An 18917-nucleotide genomic window follows, 5' to 3' on the forward strand; every position below is an offset into this window, starting at 1 on the left:
TTCCCGAACGAGACAGCAGGGCAAACACCGGATGGCACAACTTTTCGAACAGTCGAAGAAGGTGGTCGAGGCTCATCTCGCCGGAACGAGTGTCCGCGCGATAGCCGGGTCGATGATCGCCTACGAGGGAAACGTGCAGTTCAAGTCCGCCGGGTTCGGCGGAGGCGACGGCGTGCTCGCCGGGCTCAAACGACGCGCCACCGGCGAGAAGCTGTCGCTGATGGAATGCGGCGGGCACGGCAGGGTCTTCTTCGCGGTGAACGGTCAGCACGTGTCGGTGGTGAACCTGAACGGCGAAACCCTGCAGGTGGAGTCGCAGCAGTTGCTCGCCTTCGCCGGGAATCTGCGCACCGACGTGCGTTTCGCGGGTTTGCGCGGCGCCTCCACCGGCGCCGGGTTGTTCACCACCACCGTCACCGGACAGGGACAGGTCGCGCTGCTCTCGGCGGGCGGGCCGCTGATCCATCTGGAGGTGTCGCCGCAATATCCGCTGGTGGTCGATCCGGACGCGTTCGTCGCCGCGCAGGGCAATCTGAACCAGTCCTTCGTCACCGATGTCTCCTGGCGGACCATGGTGGGTCAGGATGCGGGCGAGGCGTTCTCGCTGCGCTGGGAAGGCCAGGGCGTCGTGTTGATCCAGCCTGCGGAACGGTAAGGGGCCGGGGATGTTCGAGAAAGTCAACGGCAAGGTCGTCAAGGTCGACGTCGGCATGGCGGGCGGCGTGGTCGCCCGCAGCGGCGCGATGCTCTTCTACACCGGCGACATCTCCTTTGCGCCGCATCAGATTCCGGGTGCGCAGGGCATGGGCGGCGGCGGTCTGATGGGCATGGCGGGCCGCATGATGGCGGGCGAGCACGAGCGCACCATGCTCGCGCAGGGCAACGGCCAGGTGCACTACGGCTTCGCGGGGCTGGAGGTGCACGTCGTGCAGATGCAGCCTGGCGCGTCGCTGCGAGTGGAAGCCTCACGGCTGCTTGCCAATACCGCGGGGCTGCAGAGTTCGATCGTCTCGGTGGCGAGTTCCGGCGGCGGCGGTGGCGGCGGGCTGATGGGCGCGCTGCGCGGCGCGGCCTCCGGCGCGCTCACCGGCCAGGGCATGTTCACCACCCAGCTGTCCGGGCACGGCGCCGCGGTGCTGCTCGCGCACGGCGGGTTCCTGGAACTCCAAGTGGGCGGTCCGAATCCGATCGTGGTGGACCCGCAGGCTTTCGTCGCCGCGTACGGCAATGTGCAGACCGAGTTGAAGACCGCGCTGAGCTGGCGTGACGCGGTCGGGCGCGGCTCCGGCGAGGCGATGCAATTGCATTGCGTCGGACAGGGAGTCGTCTACGTGCAGGCCTCCGAAGAGAAGTTGTGACCATGGCCCAGATCCACAACCCGATGACGCTCGGCGAGAGCGACAACATCCCGGGGAACACCTACGCCTACTGCATCGACCTGAACAAGCCGTGGTTCATGCGCAAGGGCGCGATGATCGCCTACTACGGCCAGATGAACTTCCAGCTGCTCACCCACGGCCTGCACGGCGGGCTGATGCACATGGTGTCGCAGCAGTTCTCGGCGCCGCTGTTCACCAACGACTACGTGGTGGCCGAGGGCCACGGCAAGCTGATCATCGGCGACCGCGGCTACGACATCAATTCCTACGATCTCGACGACGGCAACCTCACCATCCGCGCGGCCAACCTGCTCGCCTTCGAGCCGGGTCTCGCGCTGAAGCAGTCGATCGTGCCCGGCTTCCTCACCCTGATCGGCACCGGCAAGTTCCTCGCCTCCTCCAACGGGCCGGTGATGTTCGCCGAACCGCCACTGCGGGTGGACCCGGAATCGCTGGTCGGCTGGGCCGATTGCCCCTCCCCCAGCCACCACTACGATCACCAGTGGGTGTCCAGCTTCCTGGCCGCGGGCGCGGCGCGCTTCGGCGTGAACTCCGGCGAGGAGCGGCAGTTCGACTTCACCGGCGCGGGAACGGTGCTCATCCAATCCAGCGAAAAGGTCATGAGCGATTCGGTGCTGGTGCGCACCATCGAGGGCCAGCTCCAGAGCGGCGTCACCGTCGGCGGCCTGCAACGCATCCAGGCCGTCGTCGCCCAGCAGCTCGCGGGTCAGCAGCAGCACTACTGAGACCGCTCGACCGGCGCGACGCCCACGCCGCGCCGGTCCCGTGCCGCAGCGGGCACGGTCGGTCGAAGTCCAGCCTCCGGCGCACTGCCAGAGCAGAGGCGGAGCTCCGCCTACTCGGCGGCGGGCGCCGCCTTGATGAACCAATTGATGATCTCCTCGCCCGCGAGGATGCCGGTGGCGCGGGTGATGGTGAGATTCGGGCTGGTCCAGTTGAGTTGTTCCAGTTCGCCGTGCCTCGGCCGGATGGCGGAGTCGGCGGCGCGCAGCATCTCGGCGTCCAGCGCGCCGTCACCCGCGGCGAAGGTCTTCGCCTCGTCGGTGAGCTCGCCGGATTCCCTCAGGCGGCGGCGCACCTCGGCCACCGCGATGCTCTTGCACACCGTCTGCGGCATCGTGTAGATCTTGCGGCCCTGCTGGGAGGCCGACCAGCCGCGCTCGCGGCACCAGTCGTCCCATTCGGCGAGGAATCCCTCGGGCACCGCCTTGGGTTTGACCACCAGATAGCAGAAGAGGTGGTCGGCGACGCGGAACTTGGAGACCCAGGACTCGTCGATCCTGGCGCGCAGTTCAGCGCTCACCTCCGAGAGGGTGGCGCCGCTCTGGCGGACCTTCACGTCGATGTCGATGCGCCACCGCATGTCGGGGACGCCGTCGACCAGGATGTTGCCACCGTTGCTGGTGATGGCGTAGCGCCACGGCGCACCCGGCAACTGAATCCGGTTGAACTGCTTGATGGTCCGCGTGGTCGTCGGGATGACGGCCGCAGGCTCGGTGAGCGTCTGCATGCGCAGCGCCGCCGCCGTCGTCATGAACGACAGCGGCGCGCCCTCCAGATGCTCGACGCACACCGTCGGCACCTCCGCGGCGGTGCTGAAGGCGTTGCGTGAGTAGATCATCGTGCGGTCGAGATCGGTGGCGACTAGCGCTTGTCTTCGCGGTCTTACCAGGAGCATCTACTTCGGTACTTCCTTGATCAATCCCATGCACGAATACGCCAGATCGGGGACGACCTCGACCGGCACACCGCGCGCGGTAGCGAGCATCCGGATGTGCGCGTGTTCTGGGGCGTCGGCCTCGCGGACCAGCACCCGCCACGGCACGCGCCGCAGCAGCACCCGGGTGGTCTCGCCGACCCCCGGCTTCACGAAATTCACACTGGTGATGCCGTATTCGGCACGCACCTGCTCCACCGAGGACCAGCCGGTCCAGGTGGGCGTCCGGTCGGAACCGAGCACCGCGGCCAGCTCGGTGGGCACCAAGGGGCGCACGGCATCGAAGGCACCGTCCACAGCGTCGAGCAGACGATTCGAGACGTCGTCGCCCGCGAGTTCGCGGTAGAACTTCGCGCCGTGGAAATCGCCGGGCCCGATGAGCGTGTCGTTCAGGACGGTCCGCGAAATGAGCCCTGACACTGTGGAATTCAGGCACGCGGAGGCGATCAGGAAATCGTCGCGGGTGCCGTAGGTTCGCACGCAGTGCCCGGGATCGGCGAGCACGGCCAACTGGTCGTCGAACCGCGCGCCACCCGCCGCGTGATAGGCGTCGAGCGCCTCGGTCAGCTCCTTGGCGATCGCGCCCTTGCCGGTCCAGCCGTCGACGAACACCACCGAGGCCGGATCGTGGTGCTCGGCAAGGTAATCCAGCGCGACCGCGTCGATGCCGCGGTCGCGCACGATGGACACCGCGTAGTGCGGCACGTCCAGGCTCGGCAAATCCGCGCCGCGACCCGAGCGCAACCAGCGCTTCATCAGGATCCCGACCGGCGTGCCCGCGCGCGCCAGCGACACGAGCACGATGTCCTCGCCGCGCTCGGCGACCACCAGTTCCGAGACCGTGGCCACGGCGAGCGCCAGCCGTTCGGCGCTCTCGGCGAGCACTTGGTCGAAGAGAGTGCGATAGGCGGCGTCCGGCTGGTACTCGATCGGCAGCGATTCCGCGTAGTGCGCGACGCCCGCTTGGATGCTACGCTCCCGCTCGGCCACGTCGGCCTCGAGGTCGGCGTCGGACAGATCCTTGAGCAGCCAGCGGACCTCGTCGGCCGCGTACGACCCGAACTCGGGACCGTACAGGGGCGCGGGAAAGGGCTCGAACGGTCGAGGCTCCCGTGTCGCTTCCGCCATCGTTTCCCATCCCACCGCTCGGTTCGTCTCTGCCTCCCTGTCGGCGTCGGCGACCTGCGCGTTCGCACGCCGCTCGACGTCCAACTTACGCGGATCGGCCCCGGGCACGAGCGCGACGAGCACATCCGCCCCCGACGCGGTGAGCACGTCGACCAGGCCGCCCTCGGCGACGAGCTCCGGAGTGTCGGCGGGTGGATCCAGCACCACGATCAGGATCGGCTCGGCGGAGCCACCGTCCGCGGCCCGCTCCCCCTCGCCGTCGGCCGTCTCGAACGAGCCGTCGGTGAGCTCGCGCAGTTCCGCGTCGAAATCCTCGGGCCAGCAGGCGTTGTAGAGGTAGCGCGGCGCTTCGGCATCGGGTTCCGGTGCGAGAAAACGGAATCCGCGCCGCAGCGGGTACCCCGGTTCGTCCAGCACGTAGGCGGGCGACCGGGTCGTGGTCTGGAACCGGGTCGGAATGCCCGACTCGGCCAGCGCCGCCGCCAACCGCAGCGGCAGATACATCAGCTCCTCGTGGCCGAGCACGATGACCGGTCGATCCGGCGCGTCGATCGCCAGACGCGCGTCCAGCACCGCGGCCGCCGCGGCGACGGCCGATTCGAAGGCCGCCGTCTCGTCGTGCAGGATGCCGTGCCGCCCGCCCTCCGGCACCGAATCGGGCCACGGCAATTCGATCCGCCCGAACGAACCACGTTGCGGCGCCACAGGATTCAGCGTCGGATCGGGCATCGAGGTGACCGCTTCGATCAGGCCGTCGGGTAGCTTGGTCAAACCCGAGGCCAGGCAGACGGTATCGATGCGGGCGCCGAGCTCGGCCGCCGCGCTCTCGAAAAGGGCCCGATCCTCGGCGGTGCGCATGTCCACCAGCGAGGCGAGCACGTAGTGCGAGCGTGGGGAGAACTCGTGCAGTGCGCGCACCGCGTCGATCGCCGTTGCCCCGGTGGAGATTTCGTCGTCCACCAGCACCAGCGGCAGGTCGTTGCGGAAGATCTCGGCGGGCGCGGGTTGCAGCAGGTGCGAGGTGGCGTGCGAGTGCCCCTCCTCGAAACCGGCCAGGGTGTCGGCCTCCGGCACGTCGCGCCGCGTCGAATGCAGATAGCATCGCGCCCCGATCCGCGCGGCCACCGTGTGACCGAGACCCGTTGCGGTCTCGGCGAATCCCAGCACGACGGCATCCGCCCCCGTAACGCCCGCGCGCTCGTCGAGTACGGCGCGTACCAGATCACCGAGTCGGTTGCCCGCGTCGAGCACCACCCCCGGGTCGGTGGGCAGGTGCTTGCCGAGCACCGTCGAGACCAGCAGGTGCGCCCGGCGCGGATTACGCCGCAGACCTGGCTCGATCAGCATCTCGATCGACAGCTCCGCGGGCAGCACGCCATCGGAGCTCGTGCCGTGACAGGACAGGTGATGCAGTTCGATGCCGAGTGTTCGGGTAGCCCAGGGTCCACTCATACCTTCACCAACGCCGTGAGCAGATCCACGAACGACACTCCCTTGTTCGCCACGCCGAACACCCTGGCCCGCAACAGCGTCTGGCGGGCCCAACTGCGGTGCGGGCGCATTTCGTTCATCTTGTTGCGGTAGCCCGAGGCCGCCACGCCGCCCACGTCGACCTGGAGGATGTCCAGCGCGTCGGAGTACTCCTCGTGCGTCACCACCGACAGCGCGTGCACCGCCGCGACGTGCGACGGGTGGATCACCGTCTTGCCCTGGATGCCGTTGGCGCGGTCCAGCGTGATCTCGCGCAGCAGGCCGTCCAGATCCCGGCTGACCAGGTACTGCCGGAAAGGCACCGCGTCGGACTCCTCGAACGGCGCGGTGCGCAGCAACGGACGGAACATCCGCTCGTGATCGGCGAAGTACTCCCACACCGGCCCGGTGATGACGAATCCGGTCCCGTCGGCGCGGCCCAGGTAGTTCACGATGTCGGCGATGACGTCGGCGACCACGCGCACGTCGTAGATGGTCAGGTCGCGGTCGCGGCGGATGCCGAAGGTCGAGCACATGTCGGTGGCGCCGACCCGCACCGCGAGCACCCGCTCCCGGTGTTCGGCCAGCATCGCCGCGATGTGCGTCAGCTCCTGATCGCGGGTCTGGCGGTGCACCAGCGCCGCCGATTCCAGCACCGGCATCCCGTAGAGCGGCCGCCGCAAACGCTCGACCGCGGACTCGAGCGCCTCCAGGTAGGCCAGGCCGGTGGAGCTGTCGAACTTCGGGAAGACGAATCCGGTGAGCGCGGGCGCACCCTCCCCGAGCCGGTCGACGATCTCGCCGATGGCGCCTGCCTCGCGCACGCGAATGAACAGCAGCGGGTTGGGATCCGGGCCGGCCGCCAATTCCGCCAGCGCGGCGACCGCCTGGCTCTTGGCGAGTTCGACCTCGTGATCGGCGACGGCGTCTTCCAGATCGATCACCATCGAGCAGACGCCGCGCTCGGCGCGCCGTCTGATCGTGTCGGCGAGGTCGGCTCTGGTAGCGGGCGCGTACAGCGTGGCGCCCAGCCCGTACGCGAGCAGATCCCGGTCGGCGTTGTCACCGAACGGCTCGGGCTGCCGGTGGAAGAGATGTCTGGCATCGGGGCCTTGCAGCTGCCGAAAGTGGCGCAGCGGCAGTCGCTTCCGCAGGGATACTTCCTGCTGGATGGCGACGGGAGCGGTCATCGGTGCTCCGTCCTCATTCTCGTCGTGGTCCTGCTTGCTTTCTCATTCGATCCACTACCCCGGCTATGAATTCGGTGACGGCATCGAGTTCCGCCACATAGGCCCAGTAATCGGGGTGTCGCCCCGACAGTGTTTCGGTGATTCTTTCGATTCGTTCGGCCTGCGCGTCCAGCACAGATCCCCATTCGCCCGCGAGCCCCCGGCTCACCGCGAGCATCTGTGCGTCTCGCAGTCTGAATCGTACGGCTTTGGCCTTGTCTTGCGGGTCCTCGCGAACCGAACGCAACAGCTCGAGCCGCTTGGTGACGGCGTCGATCAGCTGCTCGGCCCTGGTGAGGTCACCCCGCGCGGTAGAGGTCAATTCAAGGGCTGACTCCGGGTTCTTCGCGACCGATGCGGCGCGCGCCCTGGCGAGAGCGTCGGCGGCGGCATCGATGGCTTGCTGGCATCCCCGCCCATTGTTGGCCAGATCCGCCGAACTCGCAGCATTGAACTCGCGCAGCAGCGCCGAGTAGGCGGGCCCCACCCCCTCGGCCCGGTTGCGTACCGCGGACAACCTGGTATCCACCGAGGTGAGCGCCGTATTCGCGGCGCCGAGCCGAGATGGGGCCTGCGCCAACGCTTCTGCCAATTCCTTGGTCGCCGCCTCCAGGCGATTCGCCGCCGCGCGGACGGCGCCGACGCCGGATCCGGAGCCGCTGCCTGCGGATTCCAGTGTGACCAGTGCCTCATCCACGGCGACGGCACGCAGGCGCACCGAGGGGTATTCGGCGTACTCGGAGTCGGCGGCCTGGCCGCGCACCGCGGCGGCCGCGACCTTGACCTGCTGCGCCAGCTGTGGCACCGACCGCACGATCGCGACGGCGTGCTCGAGCCCCGCCTGATTGCCGCGATAGAACTCGTCCACCGCGCGGGCCGCGTCGACCAGCTGCCTGGTGACGGCATCGGCCCGCTGCCGACCTTCGGCGAGGTCGGTGTCGTCGCGCTGCGCCGCCTCGAGCTCCTCGGTGAGCGCCAGATACGCGCCCGCCGCGTCGTAGCAGCGCCCGCGCACCGGCTCCCAGGCCGCCGCCGACCCCCGCTCGGAGAAGACTTCCTCCGAGGCTTGCACTGCGGCCTCCGCCGCGCTCTGGCGCCGATCCATGTCGAGAAACGCGTCCGCGAGCCGGGTCCGCGCCTGCTCGATCCATTCGCTGTTCCCGGACGACCGGAACCAACTCCGCCTACGCCCTGCCACGCCCCGATGGTAGGAGATCTTCCTGTTCGCCGGGGGTTCCCCCAGTTCCTACGCAAGTTCGCCGAAACCTACTACTGTCGTAGGTCGTACCCGGCGATTCGGACATGCTGGGAACCACAGACGGACTAATGAAAGGGATCCCGCATGGGTGTCAGTTTGTCCAAGGGCGGCAACGTCTCGCTGACCAAGGAGGCGCCTAACCTGACTGCTGTTTCCGTCGGCCTGGGGTGGGATATTCGGACCACTACCGGTACCGACTTCGACTTGGACGCCAGCGCGATCGCGACCGGTGGCGACAAGAAGGTGCTGAGCGACCAGCACTTCGTGTTCTTCAACAACCTCCGCTCGCCCGAGGGTGCGATCGAGCACGCCGGCGACAACCGCACCGGTGAGGGCGAGGGCGACGACGAGGTCATCAACGTCGACCTGGCCAGCACCCCGCCGACCATCGAGAGCATCTTCTTCCCCGTCTCGATCTACGACGCCGACACCCGTCAGCAGTCGTTCGGTCAGGTGCGCAACGCCTACATCCGTGTCGTGGACCGCAGCAACGGCACCGAACTCGCCCGCTACGACCTGAGCGAGGACGCCTCGACCGAGACCGCCATGGTCTTCGGCGAGCTCTACCGCAACGGCGCCGAGTGGAAGTTCCGCGCCATCGGCCAGGGCTACGCCTCCGGCCTCGCCGGCATCGCCCGTGACTACGGCGTGAACGTCTAACGAAGACACGCGCAATACGAGGGGGCTCGGTCGACGAGCCCCCTCGTCGTGCGACCGGGCAGTTGTTGCGCCGGGCGCATTCGTTGGACATCCGGCGGTTCAACGGCCACGCTGGTATCAATCTCGCCGTTTCTGTTCCCCATCACGAAAGGTCCCCGCGTGGTCCTGCGCATTTTCGGCCTCTCCGGCATCGTCACGGTGGTGTCGCTCGCCGTGGCGCTGCTGTACGGCGGCCCTACCGCTCTGGCGCTGTGCGCCATCCTCGGCATTCTCGAAGTCTCGCTCTCCTTCGACAACGCTGTCATCAACGCCACCGTGCTGGAGCGAATGAGCGCGTTCTGGCAGCGCATCTTCCTCACCATCGGCGTCCTGATCGCCGTGTTCGGCATGCGCCTGGTGTTCCCGCTCGCCATCGTGTGGATCACCGCGGGCCTGAACCCGGTCGAAGCGTTCGACCTGGCGCTCAACCCGCCGCCGGACGACGCGCCGTACTTCGCCGACGGCAGCCCGAGCTACGAGACCCTGCTGACCGACGCGCACCCGCAGATCGCGGCGTTCGGCGGCATGTTCCTAGCGCTGCTGTTCCTGAACTTCATCTTCGAAGAGCGCGAGATCACCTGGCTCGGCTGGCTGGAGCGGCCGCTGGCCAAGGCGGGCAAGCTCGACATGCTCTCGGTCGTCGTCGCGGGCCTCGGCCTGATCTTGACCGCCGAGTTCGTCGCCGCGGACGACAAGCGCGCCACCGTGCTGGTCGCGGGTCTGCTCGGCATGATCACCTACATCGCGGTGGACGGGCTCGGCTCCATGTTCCACACCGAGGATCTGGAACACAGCGGCCCGTCCGAACTGGCCAAGGCCACCGGTAAAGCGGGCTTCTTCCTGTTCCTCTACCTCGAGGTGCTCGACGCCTCGTTCTCCTTCGACGGCGTGATCGGCGCGTTCGCCATCACCTCCGACCCGATCATCATCGCGCTCGGCCTCGGCTTGATCGGCGCCATGTTCGTCCGGTCCATCACGGTGTACCTGGTGCGCAAGGGCACGCTCTCGGAGTACGTGTACCTGGAGCACGGCGCGCACTGGGCGATCGGCGCGCTCGCGGCGATCCTGCTGGTCTCGATCGGCGTGCACATCAACGAGCTCATCACCGGTGGGATCGGTGTCGCGTTCATCGGCGCCGCGTTCGTCAGCAGCGTGATTCGCAACAAGCGCGAGGGTGGCGACGAGGAAGAACTCGAGAGCGAGCGAGCTGTCACCCCGGTAGGCTGATTTCCGGCAGGCAGCCGACGAACTCGAAGCGGCAGCGGCCCCTCCCCGCGGAGGAAAGCCGTTGCCGCTTCTCTTTTTCGAGGGGGATCGCGCATGGCGTCCGAGCAGCAGTCCGGCGGTGTGAGTCTGCCGAAGGTGACGTTGTCCAAGGCGACACCGAGCATCAACCTCACCAAACCCGGTGAGCAGCAAGGGGTGTTGCGGGTCAATCTGAACTGGTCGCGTGGCGGCAAGGGATTCCTCCGCAGATCCAAGCCGGTCGATCTCGATCTCGGCTGCCTCTACGAACTGGCCAACGGCGTCAAGGGCGTCGTACAAGCGGTGGGCGACAATTTCGGATCCCTGCGGGACGAGCCGTACATCCAGCTCGACGGCGACGATCGCAGCGGCGCCATCACGGCTGGCGAGAACATGCACATCGATCTCGCGCGGCCCGAATTGTTCAAGCGCATCCTGATTTTCGCCTTCATCTACGAAGGCGTGCCGAACTGGGCCGCCGCCGACGGAGTGGTCACCCTGTTCCCCAGCAACGGACCGCAGGTCGAGATGCGCCTCGATTCCCCGGTGAGCGGCGCCCGTTCGTGCGCCATCGCGCTGCTGCAGAACAACGGCCGCGGCATCACGGTGCACCGAGAGGTGCAGTACATCAACGGAACCCAGCGCAAAATCGACGAGGCGTACCGCTGGGGCATGCAATGGCACAGCGCGACAAAGTGATCCGGCGCGTGGTCATCGGACGGCCACGGGCCGAGGCCGCGTCGGCGCGGCGGCCGGCCCGCGGGAGGCGAACACCAGTCCGATGAGGCCGATCGCGAGACCGGCAAGTGTCAACGGGCGCAACGGTTCACCGATCAACACCCAGGCCAGCAATGCCGTCACCGCGGGAGTGGCGAAGAACAGCCTGCCGACCCTGGTGGCGTCCCAGCGCCGCAGCATCGCGTTCAACAGCAGGAACGCCGCCATCGAATTCACCAGAACCATCCAGGTGAGCGACCCGGCGAACCGAGCAGTGTCCGAGACCGACAGCTGACCGCCCGCCACCGCGAGCAGCCCGGCCACCGGCGCGCTGGCCACCACGTGCACCGCGGTCGCCGCGCGCGAATCCACCTGCGGCACGAAGCGTTTCTGGTAGATCGTGCCGATGCTGAGGCCGAGCAAGCCGACGACGCACAGGATCAGGCCGACGAGCGAGAAGTGCGACTGGTCGATCACCGCCATGGCCACGCCCATGCCGCCGATGCCGAAGCCGAACCACTGCCTGGCCGAGACCGTCTCGCCGATGAACCCTGAGCAGAGCGCGATCACCACCGGATTCAGTCCCTGGACCAGCGCGATCACCGCGGCCGAGACGTGTTCGCTCATCGCCGTATAGAACGCGCCGAACTGGACGATCTGCATCAACAGGCCCGCGATCACCACATGCCGCAACTGCGTGCCGCAGGGCCACACGGCGCCGACGACACGCGCGTACAGCGAAAGCAGCAGGCCCGCGACGACGAAGCGCACGAAGAGCACGAGCAGCGGCGGTGCGGCCCCCACGCCGACGATCCCGGCGATGAAGGCGCTGCTCCACATCAGCACGAACAGCGGCTGGGCGGCGGGCAGCATGCGGTCCGTCACGATCCCTCCCAAAGTAACCGTCCAAGGTGGTTACTACCGTGACATCCGACGGAGCAACCTGTCAAGGCGGTTACTATCGACGGCATGTTCGCCTTCGTGAGCGGGAACCTCGCACTGGACTTCGCGGGCACGGTCAAGGCGCGCACGACCGACCGCGAGGACCTGCTCGACTCCCCCGCCGACCTCGGGGCCTGGCTGGTCGCCGCCGACCTGCTCGACAACGCGCCCGACTGCGGCGCCGACGACCTCGACCGCGCGGTCCGGCTGCGCGAGGCCGTCTACCGGCTGGCGATCGCGGCTGTCAACGGCGAGCCGCCCGCCGACGCCGACCGCAGGCTCGTCAACGCGCGGGCGCGCGGTGAATTACCCCGCGTCGCACTGCGATCCGACGGGACCATCGCACGCGACGGCGGCACCGACACCGCGCTCACCGCCGTCGCGCGCTCGGCCGTCGAACTGCTCGGCGGGGCGGAACACGCGCTGGTCAAGGAATGCGGCCGAGCCGAGTGCACGCGGCTGTACGTCGACACCTCGCGCGGTGGGTCACGGCGCTGGTGCGATATGACGCGATGCGGAAATCGCGCGAAGAGCGCGGCATTTCGCGCGCGGCACGCATCGGACTGACCGGGACCTGCGACCCGGACGCGGACTCACAGCATCCGGTACGGCTTGCTCATCGCCTTGGCCCGGCGCACGGAGACGCGCGACCACACAGCCTGCTGCAACGCCAGGGTCGCCCACCCCGCGAGCGCCATGCCCGACAGATTCAGCGCGAGTTGCAAGGTGCTCCCCCCGATCGCGTCGGCGACACCGAAAGCCACACCGAGCGCGATGTTTCCGGCGGCGGGCACCGTGGTCACCGAGATGAAGACACCGGCGAGCCCGGCCGCCTTCGCCGAGGTCAGCGCGAGCACGCCCGCGGCGGCCGCGATCACCGCGACGATGAACGACCACTTGTCCGGCGTGTAGATGAACGCCGTGCCCGGCCGCGGTCCCGTCACGTCTTCGATGGTGATCCAGCCGAGCCCTCGACCGATCAGCACCAGCACGAACGTCACGACGATGGCCGCCGCGAAACCGAGCAGCAGAGTGCGCACCGCGTGGCCGAACAGTACAAAACGGCGGCGCACCAGCGCGACGCCGAGCGCGGCGATGGCGCCGAACTCCGGGCCGAGCACCATGGCGCCGATGACCAAGATCTGCGAATCGAGCACGATCGCGATGGCGGCGATCATCGTCGCCATCGTCATGAAACTCAGATAGGTCCAGTTCAGCTCGGTTTCCTCGTAGGAGCGCTGTGCGACCTCGGCCCACACCACCGCGTCCGCGCTGCTGCCCGGCGTGCGCAGCTCGGCGTCGAAACCGCTGCGCGACATCCAGGTTCGCACCTGATCGAGCTCGATGCTGCCTTCCCGGTGCACGCCGAGGGCGCGCAACTTGTCGATCACGTCGTTGCCCGCTTCTCGCGCGACGTCCGCCAGCACCAGGTCACCGGGCGGCTTCAGCGAAGACCCACGCACGACCGCGAGCCCGCTCACCGCGGTATCCCGGTCGAGGATGTGAATCACGTCGTCGGTCATCGCCGCCGGTGACAGGATCCGCATGTGCAGCATGGGCCAAGTGTGCCCTGCCCCAAGGCTTACAGCGCGGCAACCAGCCCGATCAGGCGGCCACCAGATCTCCTCGGTCGTCGGTCGCGCGCTCCGCCCGGACGCCGGACGCGCGCGGATCGGCCCGGAGGAACAGGAAGAACAACGCGACGAGCAGAACCGCGCGACCCCACACGCCGAACTGGACGATGGCCTCCTGCACCTCGAACGGCGCACCCGAACCCATGGCGTAGAAGTAGCGGAACACGCCGATCCCGATGGCCGCGTCGGCGAGCAGATATGCGCCGATCACCTGCCACGGCACCGCAAGCAGCACCAGGAACGGGAGCAGCCACAGCGTGTACTGCGGCGAATGCACCTTGTGGAAAACCAGGAATCCACACAGCATCGCGCCGCTCACGCCGATCCACGGGAAGACACCGGTCGCGCGATAGCGCTTCCACCCCAACCAGACCGCGAGCGCGAAGGCCAGCAGGATCAGGGTCGGCGAGGCGATGGCGACACCGTCGTGCCAGGCCGTACTGGTCTCGGTCGCCCGCCCGTACAGCACGTGGTGGCCCCAGTACCAGATGGAGTTGGTGGTGATGTCGGCTTGGCGCAGCTGCTGGAAGGTGATCGACGCACGCCAGCCCTCGTAGCCGGCGAGCGCGAACGGCAGATTCACCGCGACCACGGTGCCGACGGCCGCGCCCGCGGTCAGCAGCGCGCCGCGCACGTCGAGACCGCGCGCGTCGTCCGGATCGCGCTCGGCCCCGCCGGTGAGCACGTAGATCATCAGCGGCAGCACGAAGATCCCCGGATACAGCTTCAGACAGAAACCGAGCCCGAGCAGCACGGCGGCCAGCACGCCGCGGGTCCGCAACGAATATCGGGTCGGCACGGTCACCACGTAGACCGCGGCCACCGCCGTGCAGACCACCGGCAGCTCCCAGTTGTGGAAGGCGTAGAGCACCAGCGGCGGGCCGATCGCCCACAGCAGCGCAGCCCGTCCCGCGAGCCGGGCCAAGAACCACGCCGTGAGCAGCGCGAAGGGCGCGAGCAGCAGCGCCGAGAGGCGCAGGAAGTCGGCGTCGGTGTGCGCGCCGATCGCGCCGACCCAGATGAGGGTGCCGCTGAGCACCGGGTACTCCACCGCGCCGCCGGTGAGCATGCCGTCGTCGGTGATGCCGCCGTCCACGTAGGGGAAGACGTGCCGATCGATGTCGCGGCCGATCCAGAGGAACTGGATGTCGGAATAGCAGACGTCCGAATCCTTGATCACGTCGAAGACCACGCTGCGACCGTCGTCGTAGAACGGCGCGCCCGCGCATCGCGCCTTGTTCGCGTACGCGAGCGCCAACGTCAGCCCGCACAGCAGTAGCACCACCACGGCAACCGCTGTGTGGCGGGACTCGCGCCGCGCCGGCACCGCGCTGGCGGCGGGTACGGTCGACATGCAGACCACCTTATGTGCCGCAGCGGCACGGCGTCATGATGTGCGGCGACCGGACGGTGCGGGTGGCACGGGGCGCCGGGGGCGGATTTCGCTGGTCAGCAGGCGCTCATGTAGCCTTACCGGGTTGCTGACGCAACGAACCCTCCTGCCACGGACCGTCCGTGGCCGTTTCCTAGTCCACAGGAGGTGATTGGTCCGTGCGTCATTACGAAGTGATGGTCATCCTCGACCCGAGCCTGGACGAGCGCATTGTCGGTCCGTCGCTGGACACCATGCTCAGCGTCGTGAAGACCGAAGGCGGCAAGATCGACAAGGTCGACATCTGGGGCCGTCGTCGTCTCGCCTACGAGATCCGCAAGCAGGCCGAGGGCATCTACGCGGTCGTCGATCTGACCGCCACCCCCGCCACCGTGAGCGAGCTCGACCGCCAGCTGGGGCTCAACGAGTCGGTGCTGCGCACCAAGGTTCTGCGCCACGACAAGTAGTTCCACCGCACTCGTACGCGTCGGTGCTTGTCTCTAGGCTCTAGCGCAAAAGGCGAGTGCATTGTGGACTGCACACCGAGCAGGAGGAACCCATGGCAGCAGGCGACACGGTCATCACCGTCATCGGAAACTTGACGGCCGACCCCGAACTGCGATTCACGCCCGCGGGGCAGGCAGTAGCGAACTTCACCGTCGCGTCCACCCCCCGCGTGTTCGACCGTAATACCAATGAATGGAAAGACGGCGAAGCGCTTTTCTTGCGCTGCAACATCTGGCGCGAGGCCGCGGAAAATGTCGCCGAAAGCCTGACCCGAGGCGCTCGCGTCATCGTGAGCGGACGGCTCAAGCAGCGCTCCTACGAAACCCGCGAGGGTGAGAAGCGCACGGTCGTCGAGCTCGAGGTCGACGAGGTCGGCCCCTCACTCCGCTACGCGACGGCGAAGGTCAACAAGGCCAGCCGCGGCGGCGGTGGGGGCGGCGGCTTCGGTGGCGGTGGTGGCGGTAACTACGCCTCCTCCGGTGCAGCCAGTGGTGGTGGCGGCGGTCGTTCCGGCGGCGCCGAGGACGACCCCTGGGGCAGCGCGCCCGCGGCAGGTTCCTTCGGGGGCAGCCGCATGGATGACGAACCGCCGTTCTGATACGGCTTCATAGGCCCGGATCACTTGGGCCACAATAAATTTTGGAGTAAAAGACCATGCCTAAAGCGCCCGCGCGCGAAAAGGTGCTGAAGAAGAAGGCTTGCGCCTTCTGCAAGGAAGCCAAGACCGGCACCGTCTCGATCGACTACAAGGACACGACGCTGCTGCGCAAGTACGTCAGCGACCGCGGCAAGATCCGCGCCCGCCGGGTGACCGGCAACTGCGTGCAGCACCAGCGCGACATCGCCGTTGCCGTGAAGAACTCGCGTGAGGTGGCCCTGCTGCCCTACGTGTCGACGGCTCGCTGAGTAAGGGAGGCACGCAAATGAAGTTGATTCTGACCGCTGATGTGGACAACCTCGGTGCCCCTGGTGACACCGTCGAGGTCAAGGACGGCTACGGCCGCAACTACCTGCTGCCGCGCGGCCTGGCCATCGTCGCCAGCCGTGGCGCGGAGAAGCAGGTCGAGGGCATCCGCCGGGCGCAGGACGCTCGCCGCGTCCGCGACCTGGACCACGCCAACGAGCTGAAGCAGGCCATCGAGGGCCTGGAGTCGGTCTCGCTGAGCGTGAAGACCGCAGGCACCGGCAAGCTGTTCGGCTCGGTCACCCAGGCGGACGTCGCCGCGGCCGTCAAGACGGCCGGCGGCCCCGTGGTCGACAAGCGCAGCATCGAGCTGCCGAAGGCGCACATCAAGTCGACCGGCAAGCACGGCATCGTGGTGCACCTGCACCCGGACGTGGTCGCCAAGTTCGACCTGCAGGTCGTCGCCGCGAGCTGAGTTCGCGCCGCCCCCGAGGCGGTTCGGATCACGCGCACGTTCGAAGACCACCCCTGTGATCGCACGGGGGTGGTCTTCGTCCTGCCCTTTCGCACTTCGCCAGAGTATTAGCTAGATATTTGCCATAGCCGAGGTGCGGTGAGCTCGGACACGATGGTCCGCGTCGGCTATTGCGCTTCACCTCCGGTTATTCGACCTGTGGATTACTGGGCAAACCGACCGACCGCTATGTGACTCACCTCATAGCGGGTGCACGCACTGTTTACCCAACACGCCCGGCCGTTCATCTCGAGCGACACGCCGAGACTAGATCTATCCACACGTGCACAGATGCGGAAACGCGCATCCATCAGCGCATTTGGGCGGCGTGATCTGGGTTTTCCCCAAGTTGTACACAGGGGGTGCACACGGTTTGGTAAACAGTCCCCAACTTATCCACAGTTGTGTGCACAGCTCGGTTTGGCGACGCCCCATCTGGTCGCCTAGGTTCGTCGCATTGTCCGGAACGGGCCGCTCGGGAGGACGCGATCCAGCGCTGTCGCGATGGTTGCTGAAACCGGTCACAGCGGCTGCGGGGAACGTGTCCGTGGCTGTGTGTGTCACAGCCTCGGAGTAGAACGAGTCATCGATACGGTGTAAATCCGGTCGTGGGGTAGAGAGGACGGTCGAGTCTGGTGACAACCACCGATGACCGCGGGCACACGGACTTCCCGCCCGAACCTCCCGGCGAAGACTTCGGACGCCAACCGCCGCACGACATGGCGGCCGAGCAGTCCGTCCTCGGCGGCATGCTGCTGAGCAAGGACGCCATCGCCGACGTCGTCGAGGTCATCCGACCCGGCGACTTCTACCGTCCCGCGCACCAGGCGATCTACGACACCGTCCTCGACCTGTACGGCCGCGGCGAACCCGCCGACCCCGTCACCGTCGCCGCCGGCCTCGACCGCCGCGGTGAACTCAAGCGCATCGGCGGCGCCCCCTACCTGGTCACCCTCACCCAGACCGTCCCCACCGCGGCCAACGCGGGCTACTACGCCGAAATCGTCGCCGAGAAGGCCATTCTGCGCCGCCTGGTCGAGGCGGGCACCCGCATCGTCCAGTACGGCTACGCGGGCGCCGACGGCCAGGACATCGCCGAGGTCGTCGACCGCGCCCAAGCCGAGGTCTACGAGGTCACCGAACGCCGCACCACCGAAGACTTCCTCCCCCTCGAGGAACTCCTGCAGCCCACGATGGACGAAATCGACTCCATCGCCTCCCGCGGCGGCATCTCCCTCGGCGTCCCCACCGGCTTCACCGAACTCGACGAACTCACCAACGGCCTGCACCCGGGCCAGATGATCATCGTCGCGGCCAGGCCCGGCGTGGGCAAATCGACGCTGGGCATGGATTTCATGCGGAGTTGCTCGATCAAGCACGGGCTGGCCAGCGTCATCTTCTCGCTCGAGATGAGCCGGACCGAGATCGTCATGCGTCTGCTGTCCGCGGAGGCGAAGATCAAGCTCGGTGACATGCGGTCGGGGCGGATGAGCGACGACGACTGGACCAAGCTGGCTCGGCGCATGAGCGAGATCAGTGAGGCGCCGCTGTTCGTCGACGACTCGCCCAACCTGACCATGATGGAGATTCGCGCCAAGGCGCGTCGACTCAAGCAGCGCCACGACCTGAAACTCGTTGTGGTGGACTACCTTCAGCTGATGACCTCCGGCAAGAAGGTCGAATCCCGCCAGCAGGAAGTCTCGGACTTCTCGCGAAACCTGAAGCTGCTGGCCAAGGAACTCGAAGTCCCGGTTGTCGCGATCAGTCAGCTGAACCGCGGCCCGGAACAGCGAACCGACAAACGCCCCATGGTGTCCGATTTGCGTGAATCTGGCTCGCTCGAGCAGGACGCCGATATGGTTATCCTGCTGCACCGCCCCGACGCCTTCGAACGCGACGACCCCCGTGGCGGTGAGGCCGACCTGATCCTCGGCAAGCACCGAAACGGCCCCACCGCCACCATCACCGTCGCCCACCAGCTACACCTGAGCCGGTTCGTGGACATGGCCCGCGGCTGATCACAGTTGTTGTAGGGTCTCAGATTCAGCTGCACTTTCGCAGCTGGATCTGCACTTCGATTGCACTTGTGCAGTTCGACTGAGATCACCCGAACCGGCTCTGCGCCTGGCGCTACGGTGGTATGTCTGTGTCCATCAAATCGAGCGGATGCGGGAAGGCAAC

At 67.4% G+C, this 18917-nt stretch carries 19 protein-coding genes; 12 read left to right on the top strand and 7 right to left on the bottom strand.

The window, feature by feature from the left end; genetic code table 11:
- Positions 1–31: 31 nt before the first annotated feature.
- The 3 genes from ACRWNM_RS16935 to ACRWNM_RS16945 are packed head-to-tail and all read left to right on the top strand — an operon-like array spanning position 32 to position 2125.
- Positions 32–655, top strand: a complete 624-nt coding sequence (locus ACRWNM_RS16935; protein ID WP_431968497.1) for an AIM24 family protein — start codon at positions 32–34, stop codon at positions 653–655.
- 10 nt (positions 656–665) lie between these two features.
- Positions 666–1358: an AIM24 family protein gene (locus ACRWNM_RS16940; RefSeq protein WP_431968499.1), complete on the top strand. Its 693-nt coding sequence runs from the start codon at positions 666–668 to the stop codon at positions 1356–1358.
- Between the two features lie 2 nt (positions 1359–1360).
- On the top strand, positions 1361–2125 hold the full coding sequence (locus tag ACRWNM_RS16945) for an AIM24 family protein (protein WP_431968565.1): 765 nt from the start codon (positions 1361–1363) through the stop codon (positions 2123–2125).
- Positions 2126–2235: 110 nt separating this feature from the next.
- Here the strand turns inward: ACRWNM_RS16945 and ACRWNM_RS16950 are convergent, their stop codons facing one another.
- From ACRWNM_RS16950 to ACRWNM_RS16965, 4 genes are read right to left on the bottom strand one after another with little or no spacing between them, the layout of a single operon-like run.
- Entirely contained in the window at positions 2236–3021 is a 786-nt protein-coding gene (locus tag ACRWNM_RS16950) for an HAD family hydrolase (RefSeq protein ID WP_431968501.1), read from the bottom strand.
- Positions 3022–3078: 57 nt separating this feature from the next.
- Positions 3079–5697, bottom strand: a complete 2619-nt coding sequence (locus tag ACRWNM_RS16955; protein ID WP_431968503.1) for a phosphoribosyltransferase domain-containing protein — start codon at positions 5695–5697, stop codon at positions 3079–3081.
- On the bottom strand, positions 5694–6905 hold the full coding sequence (locus tag ACRWNM_RS16960; RefSeq protein WP_431968505.1) for an HpcH/HpaI aldolase/citrate lyase family protein: 1212 nt from the start codon (positions 6903–6905) through the stop codon (positions 5694–5696). Before ACRWNM_RS16960 ends, ACRWNM_RS16955 begins: the two co-directional genes overlap by 4 nt.
- 13 nt (positions 6906–6918) lie before the next feature.
- Complete coding sequence (locus tag ACRWNM_RS16965) at positions 6919–8142, bottom strand: hypothetical protein (protein ID WP_431968507.1); 1224 nt, start codon at positions 8140–8142, stop codon at positions 6919–6921.
- Between the two features lie 144 nt (positions 8143–8286).
- On the opposite strand from ACRWNM_RS16965, the gene ACRWNM_RS16970 reads away from it, so the two are divergent.
- The 3 genes from ACRWNM_RS16970 to ACRWNM_RS16980 all read left to right on the top strand — a co-directional run bounded on the left by ACRWNM_RS16970 (position 8287) and on the right by ACRWNM_RS16980 (position 10845).
- The gene (locus ACRWNM_RS16970) at positions 8287–8862 is read left to right on the top strand and encodes a TerD family protein (RefSeq protein WP_431968509.1); all 576 of its coding nucleotides are present in this window, start codon (positions 8287–8289) and stop codon (positions 8860–8862) included.
- Positions 8863–9021: 159 nt separating this feature from the next.
- On the top strand, positions 9022–10128 hold the full coding sequence (locus ACRWNM_RS16975) for a DUF475 domain-containing protein (RefSeq protein ID WP_431968511.1): 1107 nt from the start codon (positions 9022–9024) through the stop codon (positions 10126–10128).
- Positions 10129–10221: 93 nt separating this feature from the next.
- Complete coding sequence (locus ACRWNM_RS16980) at positions 10222–10845, top strand: TerD family protein (protein WP_431968513.1); 624 nt, start codon at positions 10222–10224, stop codon at positions 10843–10845.
- Between the two features lie 12 nt (positions 10846–10857).
- On the opposite strand, the gene ACRWNM_RS16985 is transcribed toward ACRWNM_RS16980, so the two are convergent.
- Positions 10858–11748 carry a DMT family transporter gene (locus ACRWNM_RS16985; RefSeq protein WP_431968515.1) on the bottom strand — a complete coding sequence of 297 codons (891 nt, stop codon included), beginning with the start codon at positions 11746–11748 and terminating at the stop codon, positions 10858–10860.
- Between the two features lie 84 nt (positions 11749–11832).
- Between ACRWNM_RS16985 and ACRWNM_RS16990 the strand changes: the two genes are divergently transcribed.
- Positions 11833–12372 carry a CGNR zinc finger domain-containing protein gene (locus ACRWNM_RS16990; RefSeq protein ID WP_431968517.1) on the top strand — a complete coding sequence of 180 codons (540 nt, stop codon included), beginning with the start codon at positions 11833–11835 and terminating at the stop codon, positions 12370–12372.
- Positions 12373–12398: 26 nt separating this feature from the next.
- Here ACRWNM_RS16990 and ACRWNM_RS16995 read toward each other — a convergent pair whose 3' ends face one another.
- Positions 12399–13361, bottom strand: a complete 963-nt coding sequence (locus tag ACRWNM_RS16995) for a DUF389 domain-containing protein (RefSeq protein ID WP_431968519.1) — start codon at positions 13359–13361, stop codon at positions 12399–12401.
- Positions 13362–13410: 49 nt separating this feature from the next.
- Positions 13411–14793 carry a hypothetical protein gene (locus tag ACRWNM_RS17000; protein WP_431968521.1) on the bottom strand — a complete coding sequence of 461 codons (1383 nt, stop codon included), beginning with the start codon at positions 14791–14793 and terminating at the stop codon, positions 13411–13413.
- Positions 14794–14990: 197 nt separating this feature from the next.
- Between ACRWNM_RS17000 and rpsF the strand changes: the two genes are divergently transcribed.
- The 5 genes from rpsF (at position 14991) to dnaB (ending at position 18754) form a co-directional block, all read left to right on the top strand.
- Positions 14991–15278, top strand: a complete 288-nt coding sequence (rpsF, locus tag ACRWNM_RS17005) for a 30S ribosomal protein S6 (protein ID WP_357448399.1) — start codon at positions 14991–14993, stop codon at positions 15276–15278.
- Between the two features lie 92 nt (positions 15279–15370).
- Positions 15371–15916, top strand: a complete 546-nt coding sequence (locus ACRWNM_RS17010; protein WP_431968523.1) for a single-stranded DNA-binding protein — start codon at positions 15371–15373, stop codon at positions 15914–15916.
- A 56-nt stretch (positions 15917–15972) separates the two neighbouring features.
- Positions 15973–16224 (top strand): 30S ribosomal protein S18, encoded by a 252-nt coding sequence (gene rpsR, locus ACRWNM_RS17015; RefSeq protein ID WP_067834974.1) that lies wholly within the window; start codon positions 15973–15975, stop codon positions 16222–16224.
- Positions 16225–16241: 17 nt separating this feature from the next.
- Positions 16242–16697, top strand: coding sequence for a 50S ribosomal protein L9 (gene rplI, locus ACRWNM_RS17020; protein WP_431968525.1), 456 nt, complete (start codon positions 16242–16244; stop codon positions 16695–16697).
- A gap of 674 nt (positions 16698–17371) precedes the next feature.
- Positions 17372–18754, top strand: coding sequence for a replicative DNA helicase (gene dnaB / locus ACRWNM_RS17025; RefSeq protein ID WP_431968527.1), 1383 nt, complete (start codon positions 17372–17374; stop codon positions 18752–18754).
- Positions 18755–18917: the final 163 nt, after the last annotated feature.

The organism is Nocardia sp. bgisy134 (assembly GCF_965341865.1).
Taxonomy (GTDB): Bacteria; Actinomycetota; Actinomycetes; order Mycobacteriales; family Mycobacteriaceae; genus Nocardia.

What these genes read in the sequence shown, in the direction of transcription:
- ACRWNM_RS16970 (WP_431968509.1), top strand. Translation starts at nt 8,287, where the DNA reads ATGGGTGTCAGTTTGTCCAAGGGCGGCAACGTCTCGCTGACCAAGGAG.
- rpsR (WP_067834974.1), top strand. Translation starts at nt 15,973, where the DNA reads ATGCCTAAAGCGCCCGCGCGCGAAAAGGTGCTGAAGAAGAAGGCTTGC.
- ACRWNM_RS16960 (WP_431968505.1), bottom strand. Translation starts at nt 6,905, where the DNA reads ATGACCGCTCCCGTCGCCATCCAGCAGGAAGTATCCCTGCGGAAGCGA.
- ACRWNM_RS16995 (WP_431968519.1), bottom strand. Translation starts at nt 13,361, where the DNA reads ATGCTGCACATGCGGATCCTGTCACCGGCGGCGATGACCGACGACGTG.
- ACRWNM_RS16950 (WP_431968501.1), bottom strand. Translation starts at nt 3,021, where the DNA reads ATGATCTACTCACGCAACGCCTTCAGCACCGCCGCGGAGGTGCCGACG.
- ACRWNM_RS17000 (WP_431968521.1), bottom strand. Translation starts at nt 14,793, where the DNA reads ATGTCGACCGTACCCGCCGCCAGCGCGGTGCCGGCGCGGCGCGAGTCC.
- ACRWNM_RS16935 (WP_431968497.1), top strand. Translation starts at nt 32, where the DNA reads ATGGCACAACTTTTCGAACAGTCGAAGAAGGTGGTCGAGGCTCATCTC.
- ACRWNM_RS17010 (WP_431968523.1), top strand. Translation starts at nt 15,371, where the DNA reads ATGGCAGCAGGCGACACGGTCATCACCGTCATCGGAAACTTGACGGCC.
- ACRWNM_RS16945 (WP_431968565.1), top strand. Translation starts at nt 1,361, where the DNA reads ATGGCCCAGATCCACAACCCGATGACGCTCGGCGAGAGCGACAACATC.
- ACRWNM_RS16990 (WP_431968517.1), top strand. Translation starts at nt 11,833, where the DNA reads ATGTTCGCCTTCGTGAGCGGGAACCTCGCACTGGACTTCGCGGGCACG.
- ACRWNM_RS16955 (WP_431968503.1), bottom strand. Translation starts at nt 5,697, where the DNA reads ATGAGTGGACCCTGGGCTACCCGAACACTCGGCATCGAACTGCATCAC.
- rplI (WP_431968525.1), top strand. Translation starts at nt 16,242, where the DNA reads ATGAAGTTGATTCTGACCGCTGATGTGGACAACCTCGGTGCCCCTGGT.
- ACRWNM_RS16940 (WP_431968499.1), top strand. Translation starts at nt 666, where the DNA reads ATGTTCGAGAAAGTCAACGGCAAGGTCGTCAAGGTCGACGTCGGCATG.
- ACRWNM_RS16980 (WP_431968513.1), top strand. Translation starts at nt 10,222, where the DNA reads ATGGCGTCCGAGCAGCAGTCCGGCGGTGTGAGTCTGCCGAAGGTGACG.